This window comes from Catenulispora subtropica (assembly GCF_039531675.1).
Classification (GTDB): Bacteria; Actinomycetota; Actinomycetes; order Streptomycetales; family Catenulisporaceae; genus Catenulispora; species Catenulispora subtropica.
Window position 1 is genome coordinate 89791 of record NZ_BAAAQM010000033.1, and the last position, 21866, is coordinate 111656.

General features: G+C 70.7%; 21 protein-coding genes. 9 read left to right on the forward strand and 12 right to left on the reverse strand.

The window, feature by feature from the left end:
- Positions 1–40: 40 nt before the first annotated feature.
- From ABD466_RS26460 to glgB, 3 genes are read left to right on the forward strand one after another with little or no spacing between them, the layout of a single operon-like run.
- Entirely contained in the window at positions 41–2044 is a 2004-nt protein-coding gene (locus ABD466_RS26460; RefSeq protein WP_344659877.1) for an amylo-alpha-1,6-glucosidase, read from the forward strand.
- Entirely contained in the window at positions 2044–3432 is a 1389-nt protein-coding gene (locus ABD466_RS26465; RefSeq protein WP_425558741.1) for a glycosyltransferase family 4 protein, read from the forward strand. The genes ABD466_RS26460 and ABD466_RS26465 overlap by 1 nt, the downstream gene beginning before the upstream one ends.
- On the forward strand, positions 3429–5411 hold the full coding sequence (gene glgB / locus ABD466_RS26470) for a 1,4-alpha-glucan branching protein GlgB (RefSeq protein WP_344659878.1): 1983 nt from the start codon (positions 3429–3431) through the stop codon (positions 5409–5411). The genes ABD466_RS26465 and glgB overlap by 4 nt, the downstream gene beginning before the upstream one ends.
- Positions 5412–5451: 40 nt before the next feature.
- On the opposite strand, the gene ABD466_RS26475 is transcribed toward glgB, so the two are convergent.
- Positions 5452–5712 (reverse strand): hypothetical protein, encoded by a 261-nt coding sequence (locus ABD466_RS26475; RefSeq protein WP_344659879.1) that lies wholly within the window; start codon positions 5710–5712, stop codon positions 5452–5454.
- 135 nt (positions 5713–5847) lie between these two features.
- Between ABD466_RS26475 and ABD466_RS26480 the strand changes: the two genes are divergently transcribed.
- Positions 5848–6771, forward strand: a complete 924-nt coding sequence (locus ABD466_RS26480; RefSeq protein ID WP_344659880.1) for a phosphotransferase family protein — start codon at positions 5848–5850, stop codon at positions 6769–6771.
- Between the two features lie 192 nt (positions 6772–6963).
- Entirely contained in the window at positions 6964–9768 is a 2805-nt protein-coding gene (locus tag ABD466_RS26485; protein WP_344659881.1) for an ATP-binding protein, read from the forward strand.
- 94 nt (positions 9769–9862) lie between these two features.
- Here ABD466_RS26485 and ABD466_RS26490 read toward each other — a convergent pair whose 3' ends face one another.
- The 4 genes from ABD466_RS26490 to ABD466_RS26505 form a co-directional block, all read right to left on the reverse strand.
- On the reverse strand, positions 9863–10912 hold the full coding sequence (locus ABD466_RS26490; RefSeq protein WP_344659882.1) for a G protein-coupled receptor family protein: 1050 nt from the start codon (positions 10910–10912) through the stop codon (positions 9863–9865).
- 20 nt (positions 10913–10932) lie between these two features.
- Positions 10933–12039: a Clp protease/crotonase-like domain-containing protein gene (locus tag ABD466_RS26495; RefSeq protein WP_344659883.1), complete on the reverse strand. Its 1107-nt coding sequence runs from the start codon at positions 12037–12039 to the stop codon at positions 10933–10935.
- A 187-nt stretch (positions 12040–12226) separates the two neighbouring features.
- Positions 12227–13093 carry an HARBI1 family protein gene (locus ABD466_RS26500; RefSeq protein ID WP_344659884.1) on the reverse strand — a complete coding sequence of 289 codons (867 nt, stop codon included), beginning with the start codon at positions 13091–13093 and terminating at the stop codon, positions 12227–12229.
- A gap of 76 nt (positions 13094–13169) precedes the next feature.
- Positions 13170–13346, reverse strand: a complete 177-nt coding sequence (locus ABD466_RS26505; RefSeq protein WP_344659885.1) for a hypothetical protein — start codon at positions 13344–13346, stop codon at positions 13170–13172.
- A 47-nt stretch (positions 13347–13393) separates the two neighbouring features.
- Between ABD466_RS26505 and ABD466_RS26510 the strand changes: the two genes are divergently transcribed.
- Complete coding sequence (locus ABD466_RS26510) at positions 13394–14194, forward strand: hypothetical protein (RefSeq protein ID WP_344659886.1); 801 nt, start codon at positions 13394–13396, stop codon at positions 14192–14194.
- On the opposite strand, the gene ABD466_RS26515 is transcribed toward ABD466_RS26510, so the two are convergent.
- From ABD466_RS26515 to ABD466_RS26540, 6 genes are all read right to left on the reverse strand, one after another.
- Positions 14191–14592 (reverse strand): hypothetical protein, encoded by a 402-nt coding sequence (locus ABD466_RS26515; RefSeq protein ID WP_344659887.1) that lies wholly within the window; start codon positions 14590–14592, stop codon positions 14191–14193. The genes ABD466_RS26510 and ABD466_RS26515 overlap by 4 nt on opposite strands.
- Before the next feature lie 74 nt (positions 14593–14666).
- Positions 14667–15557, reverse strand: a complete 891-nt coding sequence (locus ABD466_RS26520; RefSeq protein WP_344659888.1) for a CE1 family esterase — start codon at positions 15555–15557, stop codon at positions 14667–14669.
- A 10-nt stretch (positions 15558–15567) separates the two neighbouring features.
- Positions 15568–15837: a hypothetical protein gene (locus tag ABD466_RS26525; RefSeq protein WP_344659889.1), complete on the reverse strand. Its 270-nt coding sequence runs from the start codon at positions 15835–15837 to the stop codon at positions 15568–15570.
- Between the two features lie 86 nt (positions 15838–15923).
- Entirely contained in the window at positions 15924–16316 is a 393-nt protein-coding gene (locus ABD466_RS26530) for a hypothetical protein (protein ID WP_344659890.1), read from the reverse strand.
- Positions 16317–16354: 38 nt separating this feature from the next.
- Entirely contained in the window at positions 16355–17782 is a 1428-nt protein-coding gene (locus ABD466_RS26535) for a sensor histidine kinase (protein ID WP_344659891.1), read from the reverse strand.
- A gap of 2 nt (positions 17783–17784) precedes the next feature.
- Positions 17785–18498: a response regulator transcription factor gene (locus ABD466_RS26540; protein WP_344659892.1), complete on the reverse strand. Its 714-nt coding sequence runs from the start codon at positions 18496–18498 to the stop codon at positions 17785–17787.
- 181 nt (positions 18499–18679) lie between these two features.
- On the opposite strand from ABD466_RS26540, the gene ABD466_RS26545 reads away from it, so the two are divergent.
- From ABD466_RS26545 to ABD466_RS26555, 3 genes are all read left to right on the forward strand, one after another.
- On the forward strand, positions 18680–19564 hold the full coding sequence (locus ABD466_RS26545; RefSeq protein ID WP_344659893.1) for an NAD-dependent protein deacetylase: 885 nt from the start codon (positions 18680–18682) through the stop codon (positions 19562–19564).
- A 38-nt stretch (positions 19565–19602) separates the two neighbouring features.
- Positions 19603–20082, forward strand: a complete 480-nt coding sequence (locus ABD466_RS26550; protein WP_344659894.1) for a GNAT family N-acetyltransferase — start codon at positions 19603–19605, stop codon at positions 20080–20082.
- Between the two features lie 137 nt (positions 20083–20219).
- A complete protein-coding gene (locus ABD466_RS26555; protein WP_344659895.1) occupies positions 20220–20600 on the forward strand; it encodes a hypothetical protein in 381 nt (126 codons plus the stop codon).
- A 73-nt stretch (positions 20601–20673) separates the two neighbouring features.
- On the opposite strand, the gene ABD466_RS26560 is transcribed toward ABD466_RS26555, so the two are convergent.
- A partial coding sequence (locus ABD466_RS26560) for a glycoside hydrolase family 5 protein (RefSeq protein ID WP_344659896.1) occupies positions 20674–21866 on the reverse strand: 1193 nt, incomplete at its 5' end.

Genomic DNA, 21866 nt, shown 5'->3' on the forward strand with positions numbered 1-21866 from the left:
GGCGACCGCTTGCGTTTCGACCCTAAGCAGGGTCCACGAAATGCGCGCGACCAACTCGGCTGCGAGCATGGCGCTCGTGGCCATCCCCGACCCTTACATCTTCGGTACCCGGCTGTGCGGCGACCTGTCCGAGGGCGCCGCCCGCGAGTGGCTTGTCCCCGACGGCGTCGGGGGCTACGCGATGGGCACCGTCAGCGGCCTGCGGACCCGCAGGTATCACGCTCTGTTAGTGGCGGCCGCGAACGGCGGGAGCGCGCGCCGCGTCGGCCTGGCGGCCCTGGACCCGGTGCTGGTCGCCGAGTCCGGGGCCGACGTCCGCCTGGCGACCCACGAATGGGCTTCCGGGGCGGTCTCCCCGGCAGGAAACACCCTGCTGGAGAGCTTCCACCTGGAGCAGGGCCTGCCGCGCTGGCGCTGGCGGACCGGGGACGTGGTCCTGGAGGCCGAGCTCGCCGCGGTACCCGGCCGTCCGGCGTACGGCTACGTGTACCGCCTGGTCAGCGGCGGTCCAGTGACGCTGCGCGTGGAAGCCCTGGCCACATGGCGCGATCAGCACGGTGAGCGCTTCGCCGCCGGCGGTGATCCGGCCATACGGGCGACGGCCGACGGTGTGATCATCGACGAGGCCTACCGGGTCGCCGGCCCCGGATGGCACGCCGCCGGCCAGTGGTACCGCGACGTCCACCTCCGGGAGGAAGCCGCCCGCGGCCTCGGCGCCCGCGAGGACCTGTGGTGCGCGGGATCGTTCTCCGCCGATCTGGCCCGGCCCGGCCAGACCCTGGAGATCACGGCCTGGGCCGACGACCTCGAAGCCGTGCCGCCCCCGGCCGCGCGGATCGTCGCCGCCGCGCGCGAGCGGGCCCGCGCGATCGAGGCCAAGGGCGCCGACACCGTCGCCGCCCGGCTTCTGCTGGCCGCCGACGCCTTCGTGGTCGCCGGCGCCGCCGCCCCCGACGTGATCGCCGGCTATCCGTGGTTCGGCACCTGGTCGCGGGACACGATGCTCTCCTACGAAGGCCTGTTCCTCGCCGCCGACCGCGCCGCCGAAGGCCGCCGCCTGCTGAGCGCCTACGCCGCGACCCTGTCGGAGGGCATGCTCGCCAACACCGCCGACACCGGCTCGGTCGAGTACAACACCGCCGACGCCACCCTGTGGTTCGTCCACGCCGTCGGGCGCCACGTCGCCGCCGCCGGAGACGCCGACCTCGCCGCCGAGCTCGCGCCGGACCTCGACCGGATCCTGCGGGCCCATCTGGACGGCACCCGCTACGGCATCCGGGTGGACCCCGCGGACTCGCTGCTCGTCCAGGGTGCCGACCACTGCGCGCTGACCTGGATGGACGCCCGGATCGACGGGAACCCGGTGACCGGGCGCGGCGGCAAGGCGGTCGAGATCAACGCCCTGTGGATCAACGCCCTGGGCACCGTCGGCGACCTGTGGAAGGCGATCGGCAGAGACGCCACCGCGGTCCGGCAGCGTTACGAAGCCGCCGTCACCTCGTTCCGGCGCCGGTTCCCGAACCCGGACGGCGGCGGGCTCTACGACATCGTCGACGGCCCCACCGGCGACGACGGCGCGCTGCGCCCCAACCAACTGCTCGCCTACAGCCTCCCGTACGGCCCGCTGCGCGGGCAGCTGCCCGCCGCCGTGCTCGGCCGCAAGCTGCCGACACCGCTCGGGCTCCGCACGCTGTCGCCCGACGACCCGGCCTACCGACCGCACCACCGAGGCACCCCGCAGCAAAGGGACGCGGCCTACCACCAAGGGACCGTGTGGCCGTGGCTGCTCGGTCCCTACCGCGACGCGCTCGCCGCGGCGGGCGCCCCGAAAGAGACCGAACGCGCCGTGTTCGGCGCCCTGCCCGGCCACCTCGGCGAGGCCGGCCTCGGCTCGGTGTCCGAGACCTGCGAGGGGGCCGCGCCGCACGCCACCACCGGCTGCCCGTTCCAGGCCTGGTCGGTGGCCGAAGCGCTGCGCGGCTGGACCGAGATCGCCATGACGCACCAAGAACCACCACGCACAAGCACAGGGGAGCAAGGCTGATGTCCGGATCGGCGCGCGAGATGACCATGACCAGCAGGGACAACCGCGGGATGGCGATGGTCCGGGCGGCGCGTCCGGGTCCACCCCGCACCACCGGCCGCGGGATGCGGGTGCTGATGCTGTCCTGGGAGTACCCGCCGGTCGTGGTGGGCGGACTGGGCCGGCACGTGCACGCGCTGGCGCGGAACCTGGCCCGGGCCGGACACCAGGTCACCGTGGCCACCCGGCACGCCCCCGGCGCGCCGCTGGAGGAGGTCGTGGAGGGGGTGCGCGTGGTCCGGGCCCCTGAGGACCCGCCGGCCATCCCGTTCGACACCCCGCACCTGCTGGCCTGGACCATGGCCTTCAACCACACCCTGACCCGCGCCGCCCTGAGCGCCGCCGAAGGCGGCGAGTTCGACCTCGTGCACGCGCACGACTGGCTGGTCACCCACACCGCCGTCACCATGAAGGACCATCTGCGGGTGCCGCTGGTGGCCACCGTGCACGCCACCGAGGCCGGACGGCACCAGGGCTGGCTGCCCGGCGACCTGAACCGCGCCATCCACTCCGTCGAGTGCTGGCTCGGCTCCGAGGCCGAACGGGTGCTGGTCTGCTCCCGCTACATGGGCCGCGAGGTCGACGCGCTGCTCGGAGTGCCCGAGGCCAAGACCGCGATCATCCCCAACGGCGTCGACATGCCCCGCTGGCGCCCCGATCCGGCCGAGGTCGCCGCGTCCCGCTCCCGCTACGCCGACTCCGGGCCGCTGATCGGCTTCGCCGGCCGGCTGGTCTACGAGAAGGGCGTGCAGCACCTGCTGCACGCGGTGCCGGAGCTGCGGCGGCGGCACCCCGGGCTGCGCGTCGTGATCGCCGGCGACGGACCGCAGCGCGGCGAGCTGGAGGCCACCGCCGGCCAGCTCGGCCTGCACCGCGAGGTCAGCTTCACCGGCTTCGTCCCGGCCCCCGGGCTGTCCTCGACCATGGCCTCCACCGACGCGATGGTCGTGCCCAGCATCTACGAGCCCTTCGGCCTGGTGGCGCTGGAGGCCGCCGCGGCCGGGGCGCCGCTGGCGGTGTCCGAGACCGGCGGCCTGGCCGAGATCGTCGAGCCGGGCGTCACCGGCCTGAGGTTCCGGGCCCGGGACACCGAGGCGCTCGCCGAGTCCGTCAGCAGCCTGATCAGCGACCGGGCGTCGGCGCAGAGCATGGCGACCGCGGCGCACGCGATGGTGCGCGACCGGTACGGCTGGAGCAGCGTCGCCGACGCCACCGCCGGCGTGTACGCGGCGGTGACGGCCGAGGCCAGGCACCGCAAGGTGGCCGGCATGACGCGGCTGGCGCCGGAACGGGAACCGATCCTGATCCCCGAGGGGAACCTGTTGGAGTCGGCGGGGCTGCTGCCGTGAGCTGGAACGCGGGCCGGGACGTGGGCGTAACGGGCGGAACGAGTGGTCCGGGCGGAACTGGTGGTCCGGGCGGTCTGGGCGGTCCGGGCGGTCCGGGCGAGAGGGCCTTCATCGGCGCGCCCGTACGGCCCGCCGAGGACTACGCCGGGTCGGCGGGCGGGTCCGGGGAGATGCGCTACTGGCACGGGTACGGGGCGCACGTGGAGCCGGAGGGGGTCCGCTTCGGCGTGTGGGCGCCGCACGCCCGGCAAGTGAACGTCGAAGGCGACTTCAACGGCTGGGACCCGCACCGCGGGGTCGAGCTGACCCGGGACGAGAACGGGAACTGGTTCGGGTTCTCGCCCGACGCCCGTCCGGGTGATCGCTACAAGTACAAGATCCTCGGCAGCGACGGGGTCTGGCGGCTCAAGGCGGACCCGGTGGCGTTCGCCTGCGAGACTCCGCCGGCGACCGCGTCGGTGGTGTTCGAGTCCACACACACGTGGACCGACGGGGAGTGGATGGCGCGGCACCGGGACGGGCGGCGGGTGTCGCCGAACCGCCCGATGGCGGTGTACGAGGTGCACCTGCAGTCGTGGCGTCCGGGACTGTCCTATGACGACCTCGCCGAGCAGTTGGTCGCGCACGTGGCGGGGCTCGGGTTCACCCATGTCGAGTTCCTGCCGGTGATGGAGCACCCCTTCGGCGGCTCGTGGGGCTATCAGCCGACGGGGTTCTTCGCGCCGACCGCGCGGCTGGGCGACCCGGACGGCCTGCGGCGGCTGATCGACGCCTTCCACCGGGCGGGCATCGCGGTGATCCTGGACTGGGTGCCGGCGCACTTCCCCCGGGACGACTGGGCCCTGGCGCGTTACGACGGGGAGCCGCTGTATGAGCACCCTGATCCGCGCCGTGGCGAGCATCCCGACTGGGGCAGCCTCATCTTCGACTTCGGGCACCCGCACGTGCGCAACTTCCTGATCGGCAGCGCGCTGTACTGGATCGAGGAGTTCCACGCCGACGGGATCCGGGTCGACGCGGTGTCCTCGATGCTGTTCCTGGACTACTCGCGGCAGCCCGGCGCCTGGGAGCCGAACGTCTTCGGCGGCACGACGAACCTGGAGGCCGTCGACTTCGTCAAGATCCTGACGATGGAGCTGCACCGGTTGCACCCCTCGGTGGTGCTGGCGGCCGAGGAGTCGGCGGCCTGGCCCGGCGTCACGCGTCCGGTGCCGGACGACGGGCTGGGCTTCGACCTGAAGTGGAACCTGGGGTGGATGAACAACACCCTGCGCTGCCTGACCATCGAGCCGGTGTTCCGCCGGTACCACTTCGACGAGCTGCGCCGCCCTTCGTCGTACGCGTTCATGGAGCACGACCTGCTGCCGCTGTCACACGACGAGGTGGTGCACGGCAAGGGCTCGCTGGCCGGGAAGCTCCCCGGAACGCGGTGGCAGCAGTTGGCGGGTCTGCGCGGATTGCTCGCGTACCAGTGGGCGTTCCCCGGCAAGAAGCTTCTGTTCATGGGCGGGGAGTTCGGCCAGCGGGGGGAGTGGAGCGAACAGTGGGGCCTGGACTGGGACGGCGCCAAGGAAGGCGACGGGGTGGCGCGCCTGATGGTCGACATGAACCGGCGTTACCAGGAACTGGCGCCCTTGTGGTCGCGCGAGGACGACCCCGCCGGGACGCACTGGGGAGGGGCTCATGCCGATGCGAACATGATCTCGTTCGTCCGCTACGGCCGCGACGGGGACGCGGTGGTCTGCGTCGCGAACTTCTCGGGGAACGAGATCCGGGACTGGCGGGTCGGGCTGCCGTGGGCCGGGACGTGGCGGGAGGTGCTGAACACCGACGCTCCGGAGTACGACGGCGCCGGGAGCGGGAACCTGGGTGCCGTCACGGCCGATGCCGGGCACGGATGGGACTGGCTCCCGGATTCGGGGTGCGTGACCGTGGGGCCCTATGCCGTGGTGTGGCTGGCCGGGAGGCACGGGGAGTGAGAGCGGTGCGGTCGGCGTAGGCTGATTCCGGCGATCCGCCCTACTCGAACCCGTCCTCCACCTGGGGGACACCGTCGTGGGCGTGGTCGCCGGGCGGCGGCGGGTGGAGCAACCTGTCCGACATCAAGTTCCGCAACACCGCCGCGTTCGGCGAGGTGGCGCTGGTCGCGGCGTCCGGCGGCAACGTCGGCATCATCGACAAGGCCGCCTCCGGCACGCAGGGCACAGGCAGCCTGCTGTGGTCGGCCGTGCCGGGCGGCAACCCGCACGCCATCGAGCGCATCCCCACCATCGGCGCCATCGTCACCACCTCCTCCGGCGGCTGTCTGCACGTTCCGAAAGCTGGATACGGCCCCGGCACTGCTCAGGCCTCTGCGGGCAGGCCCGGCGAAAAGTCCGGTGCGTCGACGACCTGCCAGCCCCTAGCGTGTGGCGGATGGACCTTTCGCACCTCGGCACGCCGATCAGGCCGATGACCCGCGTCCACGGCGGGTTCGCCAACCGGATGTACCGGCTCGACACCGACCAGGGGTCGTTCGCGGTGAAGGAGATGAACCTCGTCGACCGCCGCTGGCCCTATCGTGTCGAGGACGTGTTCAGGTTCGAGCGGGCGGCCTTCGCCGCCGGCATCCCGATGCCGGAGCCGATCTCGGCCGCCCGCGACACGCTGGTTCACCGATGGGTCGAGGGAGAGAAGGTGCCCGAAGCACCGGTGCCGGAGGCGTACGCGTTCGAGATCGGTGAGATCCTCGCGCGCCTCCACGCGCTCGACGTCGCGTGGCCCCCTGCGCCGGCCGAGGACCCGACGCCACGGGATTGGCCGGAGCTCGCCGCGCGAGCGGTGGCGACCGGACAGCCCTGGGCCGACGACCTCACCTCTCAGGTCGACACGTTCCTCGCGATCGCGCACTTCGTCGACACCTGCGAACGGCCGGGCCCCGTCGTACTGACCCACAAGGACATCCAGCCGTGGAACCTGCTCACTCGAGAGGGTCGGCCGGTGATCCTCGACTGGGAGCTCTCGGGCCTGCTCGACCTGTCCGGTGAGCTCGGCTCGACCGCTCTGAGCCTCGCGAAGGGACCTGGCTTCGACGGCGTCAAGCCCACCATCTTCCGCTCAGTCCTCGACGGCTATGTCGCAGGGGGCGGAGCGCTGCCGCCCCCGGGTCCCAGTTGGTTCGTGTTCATGATCGGCGGCTGGCTGGGGCACACGAGGTGGAACATCCTCCGGTGTCTGGCGGGTGTCGAGGCGAGCACCGGCCCTGACCTCGCGCTGTCGCACGAGTCCGTACGCAACGGCGTGCGCGGCCTTCCCGACCTGTTCGGCAGGCTTCCGGAGCTCGAGGCGCTGCTGGCGTGACAGCGGCCGACGAGCTGCACGCGAACGGGAATCTGGTACTCAAGACAGCACAGGTCCCACGCTTTGGCAGGGCAATACGGCACACTGAGGGAAACCCCTGAAACGGACCGCCCGGCCGTGGGTAGGTAGACCTCCCGGGTGGATCCGTGGAAACACGGAGATTCGGGGCCCCGCGCTGCGTAGAGTATTTCCATGCAGTCCGCTGCCCGCCCCGAATCACCGCGGACGGCGGACGCCACCGTCTACAGCCGCGATGCTGAGCTGGCCGCCGTGCGCGGCCTTTTCGCCGATCCCGACGCCGGCGCGCGGGCGCTGGTGCTGGTCGGGGAGGCGGGCATCGGCAAGACCACACTGTGGTCGGCCGGGGTCGAGGCGGCGAGAGGTGCGGGCTGGACCGTGCTGACGGCGCGCGGCGCCCCCGAGGAGAGCGGGCTGTCCTTCGCCGGGCTCATGGACCTGATGGAATCGCTGCCCGACAGCACTCTGGCGGCGCTGCCGCAGATCCAGCGGGCAGCGGTCGAGGCCGCGCTCCTGCGGGCCGCGCCCACCACCGCCATCGGCCCGCTGGAGGTCGGCGCCGGGACGCTCGCCCTGCTGCGCGGGCTGTGCCGGGAGCGGCCGGTGCTGGTGGCGGTGGACGACCTGCAGTGGCTGGACGAGCCCACCACCGACGCGCTGTGGTTCGCCGTGCGCCGCCTGGGCTCCGCCGCGCTGCGCATCCTCACCGCCTACCGCACCGCCGGTGTCGCAGACGACGAGTCGTACGTCCGTAAGTACATCGCCGCCGACGACATCCCGCTCGAAGCCGTCGAACGCCTCACCGTCGGGCCGCTCGGCTCCGAACCCATCAGGCAGCTGATCAGCGACCGCTTCTCGACGGTGCTGCCCACCGGAGCCGCCGACCGCATCGCCGAGCAGACCGGCGGGAATCCCTTCTGGGCGCTGGAGGTCGGGGCTGCGCTGGCCGCCGAACCCGGTCCCTGGCGGGCCCGCGCCGTCGCCGCCTCCGAGCTGCCGATCCCCGCCTCCCTGTCGGCTCTGGTGCGACGCCGCCTGGGCAATCTGGAGCGCGAAGTCCACGAAGTGCTGCTCACCGTGGCGATGCTCGACCAGCCGACGATCGCCCTGACCCGTCGCGTGCTGGCCCCGGCGGTGGCCGACCCGGACGCGGCGATCGACCGGGCGGTCGCGGCCGGCGTCGTCGCCGCGCTGTCCGGCCGGCTGCGCGTCGCCCATCCGCTGCTGAGCGCGGCGGTCGTGGACGCCACGCCGCCGCTCGCCCGCGGGGCTCTGCACCGGCGGCTCGCGGCCGTCGTCGAAGACCCCGAGCTGCGGGCCCGGCACGTCCTGCGGGCCTGGCAGGGCGAACCGGACGCCGAGATCGCCGCCTACCTGGAAGCGGGCTCCACCTCCGCGGCGGCCCGCGGAGCCGTCCGGTCGGCGGCCGAACTGGCCGAGCGCGCCGCCGACTGCACGCCCGCCGGCGACCGGGACGATCGCTGCCGCCGCCTGCGCGTGGCCGGCGAACTGCACCTGCGCGCGGGCGACTACCAGCAGGCGCGCACCTGCGCCGAGAAGGTGTGGCGCACCGGAGTCGAGGACCGTCGGCGGGCCCTGCCGGTCCTGGTCGAGGCCACGTGGTGGGCCGACGGCCGCCACAAGGCCGAGGGCTTCGTCGCGCCCCTGGTCGCCAACACCGAACTGGACACCCACACGCGCGCCGTCGTGCTGGCCCTGGCCGCCGACGTCGGCGACGGTCTCGGCACCCCGCGCGCCGAACTCGCCCGCCGCTCCCTGGAACTGTTCGACCAGGTCGGGGACGAAGCCGACGGCGCCGCTCTGGCCACCGCCCTGCTCTACTCGGCGCTCGCCGACCTGGAAGCCGGACGGGGCATCGCCTTCGACCGCATGAACCGCATCGGCGAGCTCCAACGCGAGCTGCCCTACGTCGTCTCCAGCAACCGGGCCGACAACGTCATCGCGTCCTGGTACAAGGACGTCGACGACCTGGACCGCTCCCGGGTGGCCCTGCACACCGCCATCGCCGCCAACCAGGACCTCGGCGACGAACCCATGCTCGCCTCCCTCTACGGCCATCTGGCCCTGACCGAGATCTGGGCCGGCCGCCCCTCCGCCGCCCGCGACGCCCTCGACCGCGGCGCCCCGCTCATCTCCAGCGACGCCGGAAAACCCGTCGGCATGGGCGCCGCCGAGGCCACCCTCACCCTCTTCTCCGACAGCATCGGCACCACCCGCCCGCAGATCGAGAGACTGCCCGGCGGCGGCATCATGACCGCCAGCCTCACCGGCCTGGCCGCCCTCCTCGACAACGACGACGAGGCCGCCGCCGAGATCCTCGGCTCCGCCCTCGCCAAGGCCCGCCAAGCCGGCGTCCACGAACCCGGCCGCCGCGGCCGCTTCGAGGGCAACCTGGCCCAGGCCCTGGTCAACCTCGGCCGCCTGGACGAGGCCCGCGAGCTGGCCGCCGAGCTGACGCGGCTCGGCACCGCCGGCAACCGTCCCACACTGCTCGGGATCGGCCGGCGCATCGAGGGCCTGTCCCTCGGCGCCGAGGGCGACCTCGACGCGGCCGCCCGGGCGCTGGAGGAGGCGGTCGCCTCTCATCGGGCGTCGCAGTTCCCTGTGGAGCTCGGCCGCAGCCTGCTGGCCCTGGGCCAGATCCAGCGCCGCCGCAAGGACGGGCCGCGCGCGGGGGAGGCACTGCGCGCGGCGCTGGACTGCTTCGAGGCGGCCGGCGCGGTGCCGTTCGCGGACCTGGCACGCGGCGAGCTGGGGAAGGGCCGCCGCGGCGCCGGGGGCGAGGCCCTGACGCCGACGGAGCAACAGGTGGCGGATCTGGTGGCGGCGGGGCACACCAACCGCGAGGTGGCGGCGCGGTTGTTCATCAGCATTCGCACGGTGGAGACCCACTTGGCGTCGGTGTATCGCAAGCTGGGGGTGCGGTCGCGCAGCGAGCTGGCGGCGCGGCACCGGTAGGTTCCCACCCCCGGCGTAGCCGTAGCCCTGCCCGCCGTATAGGTGTCGAGTAACGCGTACATCGACTTTCGGTCGGGGCGCAATGACACATCGGTCAAGAGGAGATGCTCAACGAAAACCTGTAGCCAGCTTCTTGCTGCCATGCGGTATCCGCATTAAACTTCTTCAGGATCTGTTGCGCCAAAACGGTGTACCCTTCCGGAACTTCTTCATGGCGAGATAGCGCCTTTTGGCTTTGCAAGGCGACGTCCACCTTCTGCGCAAGCTCGGGCGCGCCTGCCACCTCCGCCTCCGGGAAACAGGATCGAAGCGCTTTGAGCAGTACGGCGGCAGACGAGCGGATAACCGGGTCATATTCGTGATTGATGCAGTCCAGCCAGACCCGAGTGGGGAAGGATGGCATTCTCCCCTTAGGGCTCCACCACTGTCGATTCTGTGAAAGCAGCACACGGGCGGAGGCCTTCAGCACATTATTCTTGGCTCCCCGTGGAAGCTGCCTTTGCCAGTTCGTATCCATATCGCCTGGGAAACTATAGGTAAGCTCTCGGCTCCGGTCGGTGAGCTCGTCCGCGTGTATCAGCAGGAGGGCTGAGGCTTCTTCTACCGCGCTGGGATCAAGATATTCTCGGTCGAAGGCGTCGCTATCCAGATCCTCACGCATTATCTGGCCCAAGACCCATGTTGCCGCCTCGGAGTCCACCTCGCCCCTCTTCCAAGCAGCCTCAAGGACTCTCAGCGCCACCTGCTTTTGACCCAGCATCACCATGGCCGACAAAGCTCCAGAGATTCGGTCGGCGGGCCTCTTCGGCATGTAGTCAAAAGCTTTCAACACGGCTTCGAGCTGCATCCTACGGCGCTCTCGCGCATTGTGCGTGCGCGTCAGCAGAGCTCCGAACATGGTCACCGCCGTCGCGAGCCCACCGCCGATGAACGTCAAGAATATCTTGAGTTCGTCAGGCGTCGGCGCGCCGCCGGTAAACGAGAACATGTGGCCGCGGACGGCAATGGCGAGGGCCATCCACAGAAGCGGGATCACGACGACCACGAAGAGCGCAAGATACGGCCAGTTGTGGCGCATGTTTCGCCGAAGACGGCTGGGTCGTAGAGAGTCGACAATTTTGGCCGCGAACGCCTTCATCTGCATCGCCAACCTCGCCAGTCCGGTCAGTATTCGCCGACGTGAACTTCCGCTTGTGCGTGCTCGTATCGATCGCTGAGCTCGTATCGATCGCTGAACGTCTCATCTCGAGCCGACCGGAGTCCGTCGCGGTTTCTTCGGGCCAGGGAGCCGCGCTTCTCCTTGTCGGACTCCTCCGGGCTGATGAAACCGACGAAGTCTTTGTTGTTGCAGAGCCGGACTATTTCCAGCGTTCCGTCGTATACCTCCTTCTCCATCGGCTCCACGTTGTCGAGGCCTATGTCCGTGGCCTCGCGTAAATCGATGGGGAAGAAGTGGTGAGTGTATTTGAACACTAGGGTGTTGGCTATGTGTTCGGCTTCTTCGGGTGGCACTCCTCGTGCTTCCAGTAGCTTCCTGCCGTAATGCTCACCGATTCTCAGGCTTCGGCCCCATCCCCCGAAGTCGAGTGCAGTGACCTGCGAGAGCATGGGGGAGACCGCGTTCTCGGCAAAGGAGCATGCCTTCTGCAGGAGATCGATGGCGAGAAGTCGTCGATTCGTCTCGTGGAGTAGGGCATTGAAGACGGTCTGGATCGTCATCGCGCCGAAGGTTCGCACGTAGTCGACGCTTTGATAGCAATCCAACGCGGACACGGAAACGGTTGGATTTCGCGGGTCCGGTATCTGGGTGTCCAGCGGCCCCAATTGCCCGAACGGCGATAGGTAGACGGTATTGGCAGCCAGTGCCAACAGCGTGCTGGCGCTTTTTGCCCTGTCGGGGACGTAAAGATCTATCTTTCCGGCGTATGCGGAGAGGTACAGGGCGGTCGTGTAAGCGCTGTCCAAGCTGCCGCCGGGAGAGTCGAGGACGACGTTTATAGTCAGGTAAGGATCCCGCTCGGCGGGGTAGCCGAACGCCGCGTAAAGGCTGTTCTTAACGTAATCCTCTGTGCTGTGCTCACCCCCCGAGTCGAATCTGCCGCTTATGAGCAGCCACGGTTCGTCGCTCTTGCGGGTGAACTGGGCGCCGGCTTTGATGACCGATGTACGCTCATCGGACGTCATTTTCCTGGGGTTGTACTTTGAGGTGTCCAGCGCAGATGTCCCGTCACCCTCGACATGTTGAGAGTTGACGCCGTTATCGTAGGTCATCTCTGTCCCCGATCGTCGAGAATGCTCACTTTCAGCTTCTCACGCGAGGTGTTCTGGTGCATCTGGGCGAGCGGCGCAATAATGCACCCGCCTCGGTGCGCTGCTCGGTCCGCGGTCACGCCCTGCGTTGCACATCAATATTCGTAGTTTGTGTCCTACAACCGGGTTGGGCTCGATGACTCAGCGGTCAGTGAGCCATTCCCGGTAACTGCGTCTCACGTTGTGTGACGGGCGGGTAGTGGTCGGCCGTGTTCGAGGGGAGCAGGACGATTGCGGCCTTGGCGATCGCGCCGATCCGCCATGGGCACACACTGACCCGTCGCAGGGCTTCGAAGGTGGTTTTGAGCAGCGAGTTCGCGCGCTCGGCGATGGCGTGGACGCCGCGGACGAGCAGGTTGTACTGCCGCTGGTCCTCCTTGAGCTCGATGCCTTTGAGCTTCTTGATCGGCATCCGCAGGGCGGGTCCGGCCAGGCCCTGGTAGCCCAGGTCGGTCAGCGTCGGCATCTGCTCGGCGGCGGCCTGCTCCAGCGCCGGCATCAGACCGGCCGCGGCCTTGGCGCAGGTGGTGTCGTGTTCCCGGCCGGGCTGGACGGCGGAGATCCATAGCGGCCAGCCGTCGGTGTCGGAGAGCACCTGCAGGTTGCCGCCGTGGTGCTTGTGCTTGCCGGACCACCACAGGTCCGCGCCGTTCGGGCCGGGGGCGGCGCACCGGTCGATGCGGATCACGGTGCCATCCAGGTTCAGGTGGGTGTGGCCTGCAGCTTTGGCTGCGGCGATGGCCTCGGGCAAGCCCGGGGCGGCCGCGGCAAGGGCGTCGATGCCCTCGTGCAGCGCCCGGTAGGCCGTGGACTTCCCGATCCCGTTGTCGCAGGCCAGCTGCGCGATCCGGGTGCCGTCCAGATACCAGCGCAGGACCAGCACCGCCTGCCGGTAACAGCCAAGAGCCCGCCGTCCCCGGCGGGTGCCCAGCTCAGCCCGCCGCAGCCACAGCAGTCGGGCCAGGAAGAACACCGTCTCCTCCCGGACGTCGAGCACGGCGGCGTATGTCACCATAGAGTCCACGTAAAGCCCCGCGGTATGAAGTTGATCCTTAGACAAGACCTACTTCTACCAGGGGCTTCACGCCGTTTCATCGCACGAAGGTGGTCCGGTCGTGGACCGGGTCGTCGCCGTGGGGTTTCCAGCCGGGATCGCTGCGTGCGCAGTCGAAAGAGCCCATGGAGACGCTGAAGGCGATACCTCCGTAGAGGATCAGCGTCTGCGCCAGAGCCATCGCGGCCGAGGCCACGAGCGGAGGACGGTTCACACAGTCTTCACCGGCCCTGTCGGACGAGTCGTATATCTTCCATCGCCATGACACGTGATGCGTCGGTCGGCACGACCGATACCGAGAGCTGGCGGCAGGTGCTCGCCGACGGCTTTGGCGCCTTCCTGGGACGTCCGCTGGACAAGGACGATCCGGACGCGGTGTACGGCGCCTACTTCTGGGCGGGTAACTTCCTCAAGGAGACCGGTTTCGCCACCGATGCCGCGTGGGTCGACCCCGAGGCGCTCGCTGGGCGCCTCATGGTCGAGGACGCGAACGTCGTCATGTACGACGAGGGTGAGGCTCCGCTGCGTTTCGACGCCAGCGGGTCGGTCTTCGTGTTCGACGGCGCGGCGGTTCTGCCGGCCGAGTTCGCCGCCGGGTTGAGCGCGGCAGCTTTCTCCTCCAGTGAGCCGGGGGAGGGGCTGGTTCTCGGCCGGGAGTTGGGCGCGCTGCTGGCGCGGCACCCGGTGGACCTGACCGACGAGGCCTTGGCGGGTTCCTGGTACGTGCTCTACCCGCGCATAGCCTCCGACGGCTCGCTGCTGGACGCGATGCGCGCGGCCACTGGCGCCGGGGACGGGCCGGGCACGCTCATCCCGTTCGACGGCGAGCCCGACGAGGAGTGGGAGGAGGACCTCTCCCGCGTCGCGCATCCGGGGCTGCGCGCGCACCTGGGCTTCGGCTGTCAGGAGGCCGGCGAAGCATCCCTGTACTACGTCGGCGCCGACACCCTCACCTTCTGGGGCCTGGAGAAGGAAGGCTGCTCGGTGATCGCCGCCTGGGATGAGGCCCAGAACCAGGTGGAGGTGGCCGTGTTCCGGCTGGCGGGTGCGCTCGCCGGTTAACCCGCGAGCATGATCCCGACGAACAAGGCCCCCAAGGCCGTCAGACCGGTCAGCGCCCCGAACACCGCCATCGCCCGCTTGCTCGTCGCCTGGGCATGCAGGTAGGCGGTCACTCCGGACGCGGCGACGATCACCATCTTCACGATGAGCGTCGTCTGGTAAGCCCCGTGCTCCTTGTCGTGTTCGGCCGTGATGTTCCAGACCCCGGTCAGGAGCAGCACCGCGAAGGCCGGCCAGGCGATCCGGTTGAAGGCGTTGGCGGCGGCCTTGGGCACCTCCGACCCGGCCGCGCGCAGCGCCGGCACCAGCGCGGCCAGGGTCACCTGCCCGCCGACCCAGATGGTGGCGGCGAGCACGTGCAGGAAGAGGCGGATCGTGTCCGCGTCGACGGGGAGCATGGAGCCATTGTGCCTGGTCGAGACGGGCCCGCGGGCAGGCCCCCCGGGGTGTGGTCCCGCAGATGAGGGGCCTATCATCCCCCCTTCGGGTGGGCGGCGAAGAACTGCCAGAACACGTCGGTCGCGTCCAGTGCCGTCGACGGCGCGTCCGTCCCGAGCAATGCCTCCAGCCCCGGCCGCCGCGGACTGCCCGGCCACTGGTGTCCCGCGCCCGCGATCGTGATCAGCTGCACGGCGCGGCCGTCCGCGCAGGCCGCGGCGGAGGTGGTGACCGGACCGGAGACGGCGACCGTCGGCGGGGCGCACGCGTCGGTCGTGCGCCAGTCCGCGATCACGGTCGGGACCGGCGGCCCGTCGATGTGCGCGGTGCCGTCCCCTTCGCCGCCGTTATAGCGGATCCGCGTGTCGGCGCTGCCGTGGATGTGCAGTACGCTCAGCGGCTTCGGGGCCGGGCACGGGCCCAGCTGGGTGGCCGAGTCGGGGCCGATCGCCGCGAACAGGTCGGAGTCGCACGCCAGCCGGTAGGCCATGATCCCGCCGTTGGAGATCCCGGTGGCGTAGACGCGGCCCGGATCGATCGGGACCTCGGCCTCGACCGCCCGCACCGCCGCCGTGATGAAGGCGACGTCGTCCGTGCCCTGCCGTCCCGGATCGCCGCAGCAACCGCCGCCGGTGTTCCAGGCGTGGTTCTGCCCGTCCGGATACAGCACCGCGAAGTGGTTCCGATCCGCCTCGGCGTCCCAGCCGTAGTACTGCTCGGCCTGGGAGCCGGTGCCGAAGCCGCCGTGGAGCATCACGACGAGTGGGGCGGGGTTCGGCAGGTCGCGCGGTCGGTAGAGGTGGAAAGTCCGGGTGCGGCCACCGACCAGGATCGACTGGTCCGAGGACGCGTCCGATTTCGCCCGGCAGCCGGCGACCGTGAACAGGATCACGAAGGCGAGCACGGCGGCGATGCTTTTGCGCACGTCGATCCTCTCAGCCCTGGGGAGACGCGGAGTCGCCCGCGACGGCCGAGCGCACCGAGCTGGCGGCCCCGCCGACGCTGGAGAGGATGCCGTTGAGGGTGTCGAGGTCCTGCTGGCTGATCGAGCCGGTCGCGCCGGTCGAGCGGGCCGAGCCGGTCGAGCCGGTCGAGCCGGTCGAGCCGGTCGCGCCGGTCGCGCCGGCGGACGTCGGCACCGACGACACCACCGGGCCCGTCGACCCGGCCGCCGGAGGAGGCAGCGCGGGTCCGCGATCGGCCATCCGCTGCCGACACCCGCTCGCCCCAGCTGCCACCACAGCGACGGTGCACAGGACAGCAGCACCGCGCACGGCGCCCTTCACCGGGATCACGCCCCCGCCCCGAACCCGTGCGCCGTGCACCAGGACAACCCGGTGCCGAGCAGCTCCTGCCTCGTCTTCAGCACCGTCCCCTGCTCCTGCCGGAGCGTCGCACGCTCACTCAGCCACGTCGCCAGCTGCGTGCGCCCGGCAGCCTTCGCCCGCGCCGCCTGCGCGTTCAGCCACGCGGACGAACCCGGCGTCGTGGCATCCCCGTCGACGGTCGCCAGCAGGTCGGCGACGACGGGCTGCAGATCCTTGATGAGCTGGCAGTCGTGTGCGGCCGCGGTGCGCAGGTCTCCGGTGCCGGAGGCGTCGGCGGCGCCGGCGGCACCGGTCTGGCCGGCGAACAACATGAACGTCAGCGACAGCGTGGCAGCGGTCGCGGTCAGGCGTGACACGGTGGTCCCCCTTCGCAGTGGTCGAATCGCGACCGACGCTAAGCGGAGACTTTGGGAAAACCTTGTGACGGCCGCACCGGTCCTGCCGGACCCACCGCGCCTGCCGGACCCACCGGCGTTGCTGGACCCACCGGCCCGGCCGGCAGCCGAACCGTGAAGCGAGCCCCGCGTCCCGTCGGCGTCGCGCCGGCCTCCACGCTGCCGCCGTGCAGCGCGACGACCTGCGCCACTATGGTGAGCCCCAGCCCGAAGCCACGGCTCGACCCGGCCTTGCTGAACCGCTCGAACACCCGCGTCCGCAGCTCCGGGGGGATGCCCGGCCCTTCGTCCTCCACCGTCAAAGCGAAGGCGTCGCCTCGCTGCCACACCCCCAGCGTCACCGTCCCGCCGCCGTGCACCGCCGCGTTGTCCAGCAGGTTGTCCACGACCATCCGCAGGCCGTCGCCCCAACCGACCATCACGGCCGCCCCCACGACCCCCTCCACCCGCATCTCATACCGCACCTCCGCATGGCGCCCCCGCGCAGCGTGCAGCGCGGCTTCCGCGATTTCGGCGAGGTCCACCGCCGTGAACGATTCGGCGCGCGTCAGCTCCACGCGCGACAGGGCTCGCAGCACGTCGAGCAGGCCCAGCACCCGACCGTGCGCCTCCCGCAGATCGGCGAGCGCCGCTGCGCGATCCTCCTCCCCGGCTCCCGGGTGCTCCAGCACGTCCAGCGCCACCTGCACGGCCGTCAACGGTGTCCGCAGCTCATGCGCCGCCGTCGCCGCGAACGACCGCGCGGCCTGCCACGCCTCGACCGTCTGCCGCTCCTGGTCGTCGCGCCGGGCCAACGCCTCGTCCAGGACGGCGGCGACCTCGTCGACTTCCTCGACCCGTGTCCGCAAGGCGATGCGCGCGCCGGTTCCCGCGCTGACCAGTCCGGCTCGGTTGCGAAGGATGGTCAGCGGCCTGATGGTGCGCCGCCCGAGCAGGGCGCCGACCCCGAACGTGACCGGCGAGACGATGAGCGCCATCAGCCACACGCGCCCCCGCAGCTTCCGGACCTTCGCCGTGAGCACCGTCTCCGGCTCGACGACCCAGACCCGGGTTCCGGCCGCCGCGTCGGACGCCGAGTATCCACGCCACGTCCGCACGCCGTCCCGGACCGAGAACGCGCCGTCGGCGAGGGGCAGCCGGGCGGCCGGGGGAGTGTCGCCGACGGCGACGTCCGAGCCGCGCGCCGCGATGACGACCGAGTCGTCGGGAGCCTGCAACGCCTGCCGCACCCGGGAACCCGGGTCCGTGCTCTGCGCGGCCAGCGACCCGGCCTGCGGCACGAGCAACTCGGCGCGCGCGTGCAGGTGGGCGTCGCGTTCGGCACGCAGGTCGGCGGTCTCCCACGGGACCAGTGCGGCGCCCGCAGCGAGAACCAGCACGGGCAGCGTCGCCGCGGACATCCAGGCGAAGCGGGTCGACAGCTTCATGGTCAGCCCTCCGCCGAGCCGTCGCCGAGGTTCTCGCCCACATCGCCTCGGAGCGCGAACCCGACGCCCCGCACGGTCTGCAGGACCCGTGGCCGCCCGTCTCCTTCCAGCTTCCGTCGCAAGTAGCTGACCACGGTGTCCACCGCGTCGGAGCGCACCTGGAAGTCGTACCCCCACACCCGGTCCAGCAGCTGGTCCCGCGTCAGCACGGCACCGGCATTGCGCACCAGGACCTCCAGGACGTCGAACTCGCGCCGCGTCAGTTCCAGCGCCTGTCCGCCGGCCGTGACCGTGCGGGCCTCCGTGTCCATCACGATCCCGCAGGCCGCGGCCACCCCATGCGGAACCGGCCGCCCCCGCCGCAGCAACGCCCGCAGGCGCAGTTCGAGCTCCGCGGTCGAGAACGGTTTCACCACATAGTCGTCAGCGCCCGCAGCCAGGCCGGCGATCCGATCGGCGACATCGTCGAGGGCGGACAGGATCAGCACCGGGACATCGTCACCGCGCCGGCGCAGCCGCTGCACGACCTCGACTCCCGACATCCCGGGCATCGACACGTCCAGCACCACCGCGTCCACCCCGCCCTGGGCCAGCAGTGTCAGCGCGGCCTCGCCCTCGGCGGCCGTCTCCACCGCGAACCCCGACAGTCCGAGCGCCCGCCGCAGCCCGCGACGCACGGCCGGATCATCGTCCACCACCAGAAGACGCCAGGTCATGGCGGGAGCTTAGCCACCCGGCCCCGAGCCGCGGGAGCCGCGTACAACCGTCCCCGCCGGATCGGCACCGGACTGTTCCGCCGCATCCTCGAAGGCACCGAGCGCTTCTACTTCGTCGAGCTGCGGCATGGCGCTCCGCCACGGGATGAAACCGGCGCCGTTCGGTGCTTACTGTGGTGTGGTGCGCATGAGACCTACCCTGACCTGGGAGCCGACCGGTGAGCACTTCCCCCGGACGACCAGCTTGGAGCCCATGGTCGACCTGGTGGCGGACGGCGGCGTCGTGGTGCTCAGCGGGGCCGGCATCTCGACCGAGTCGGGGATCCCCGACTACCGCGGCGCGTCCGGGGCCCTCCGCAAGCACACGCCGATGACCTACGACGACTTCGCCGGAAGCGCCGAGGCGCGTCAGCGCTACTGGGCCCGCAGCCACCTCGGCTGGCGCACGATGTCCGACGCCCACCCCAACGACGGCCACCGCGCCGTGGCCGCGCTGCGCGCCTCCGGCCACGTGGCCGGTGTGATCACCCAGAACGTCGACGGGCTGCACCAGCGCGCGGGCACCGCCCCGGAGGTCGTCGATCTGCACGGCAGCCTGGACCGCGTCATCTGCCTGACCTGCGGCGACCTCAGCGCCCGCACCGAGTTGGAGCGGCGCCTGACCGAGGCCAACCCGTCCTTCACCGCTGTCGCGGACCGGGTCAACCCCGACGGCGACGTGGACCTGGCCGACAGCGCGGTCCGCGCCTTCCAGCCGGTCGCCTGCACCGCCTGCGGCACCGGTGTCCTGAAGCCGGACGTGGTGTTCTTCGGCGAGAACGTGCCCAAACCCCGCGTCGAGCGCTGCCGCGCCCTCGTCGACGAGGCCAGGGCCCTGCTGGTCCTGGGCTCGTCCCTGACCGTCATGTCCGGACTGCGGTTCGTCCGCCGGGCCGCGGAGGCCGGCAAACCGGTCGTGATCGTCAACCAGGGGCCGACCCGCGGGGACCGGTATGCCGCGGCGCGGATCGAGGCGCCGCTCGGGGTCGCGCTGGGTGAGCTGGTGGCACGTGTGGGTGAGGGCTGAGCCGACGGCTTCGGCACCGGTCCGCCTATCCTGTCCCCATGATCCGAACCGCGGTCCCGACCGACGTCCCGATGATCCGCACGCTGATCGCCGAACTCGCCGACTACGAGCGCGAGCCGGAGGCGGCCAAGGCCACCGAGCAGCAGCTGCAGGACGCGTTGTTCGGCGAGCGGCCCGCGGTGTACGCGCTGATGGCCGAGGACGACGTCACCGGTGAGGTCGTCGGGTTCGCGGTGTACTTCCTGAACTTCTCCACGTGGAACGGGGTCCACGGGATCTACCTCGAGGACCTGTTCGTCCGTCCCACCGCGCGCGGCGGCGGCCACGGCTCCGCGCTGCTGCGCGAGCTCGCCCGCATCGCCCACGAGCGGGGCTACGCGCGCGTGGAGTGGAGCGTCCTGGACTGGAACGAGCCGTCGATCGGCTTCTACAAGTCGATCGGCGCGATCTCGCAGGACGAGTGGACGACCATGCGGCTGACCGGCGACGCGCTGACCGCGCTTGCTATGTCGGACTAGGACCGGTCCTGCCGAGCGCCCTTGTCACACAACAGTGGGCTGTCACGTCTCAGATCCGAAGGCCGGCACAGACTCAGTCGCGTCGGGCTGGTACGGATGATGTGAGAATGTCGAGCGACAGCACATGAGGGGGCGCTGTGGGGAACAACCAAGATCCTTGGATAAAGCTTCTCATCGGCGCGGTCATTCTCTTGGGCCTGGCTGTCCGAGCGCTGAACCGGCACCACATCCGCGGCAAGGGCGTATCCGCGCAGGCCTCCGTCCTGAGCGTGGAAGTCCATAGGGGTCTCCGTTTGCGCAGATCCGATGTGTTCTACGTGATACAGCTGGCCATCCTGCGTCCGGACGGCACCGAATTCGTTGCCGGGGTGACGGCTTTCGAGCACCCGCCGCAGCCTGGCTGGACCGTTCCCGTCCGCTACCTGGAACGTCTCGGGAACACCACGAAAGTGGCGATCGACGGTCCGTTCGTGCCCACACCCGTACCAGAGGCACTTGATCGACCGGACGCACTCTAGGCGACCCCACCCACAGCCCCGGGTCGCCGTGGACCCGGCGCCGTGGGTTGGGGTACCGCTCCGGGCGCGACGGTCAGAACGTCGCCAGGTGCGCCTTGTAGCCGGCGCCGAAGTTCGTGGGGGTCCCGTCATAGGCGCTGATCAGGGACGGGCCCTGCGAGCAGTCCCACGTGTTCCACGTCCACCCCGCGTACCCGGTGTGGTGGGCGTCGAGCCACGCCATCAGGGTGTCGATGTACGAGTGCCCGCAGTCGTTCTCGCCGATCTCCCCGGCGACGACGGGCACCTGTGCGATCACCGGTGCCACCTGGGAGTCCCAGCATGAGGAGGACGAGCACGAGTTGAAGTTGTACGAGTGCATCGACGCCACCAGGTTGTTCCGCGGGTCGGTCGGCTTGTGCTGGAGCCATTGGCTCAGGTCGTTGGAGTACGCCACGCCGCCGAGCATCAGCACGTTGTCCGCTCCGGCGGCCCGCACCGCGTTCACCAGCGACTGCATCCCGGCGACCTGGTAGTCGATCCCCTTGCAGGTGCCGCCGTTCTGCCAGCACGTCCACCCCGCCGTGCTGTCGAAGCCGGCGGCGAAGTCCGGGTAGGGCTCGTTGAAGAGGTCGAAGACGGTGGACTGGTCGTCCTTGAACGCGCCGGCCACCGAGGACCAGAAGGCCGGCGTGTTCGCGGCGTCCGGCATCGGCTTCTGGCAGGTCGCGGTGGCCGCGGAGCACGCCGAGGACTGCCCGGTGTAGACGCCGTCGGTCCAGTGCAGGTCGAGGATGACGACCATGCCGTGCTTGTGCAGGGTGCTGACGAAGCTTTTGATCGCGTTCTGATACGTCGCGCCGCCGTACTGGGACGGCACGTTCGACGCGCCGAGCCAGCAGTCCTCGTTCAGCGGCACCCGCACCGTGTTCACCTTCCAGGCGGCGATGGCCGCGACCGAGGTGTCGTCGACCGGCCCGTCGAAGATGCCCTTGCCCTGCACGCAGGCGAACTCGGCGCCGGAGCGGTTCACGCCATGAGGGGTGAAGACCGTGCCGGTGCTGTCGAGGAGCTGGTTGCCGGAGACATGCAGCGCCGGGGCGCCGGTCGGCGGGGGCGTGGAGGTCGGCGTGGTGGAGGGGGTCGTGCTCGGCGTCGTGCTCGGTGTCGTGCTCGGTGTGGTCGTCGGCGTCGTGGTCGGCGTGCTGCTGGGTGTCGTGGGCGGCGGCGTGGCGCCGTTGCAGACGGTGCCGTTGACGGTGAAGGTGGTGGGTGCGGGGTTGGTGC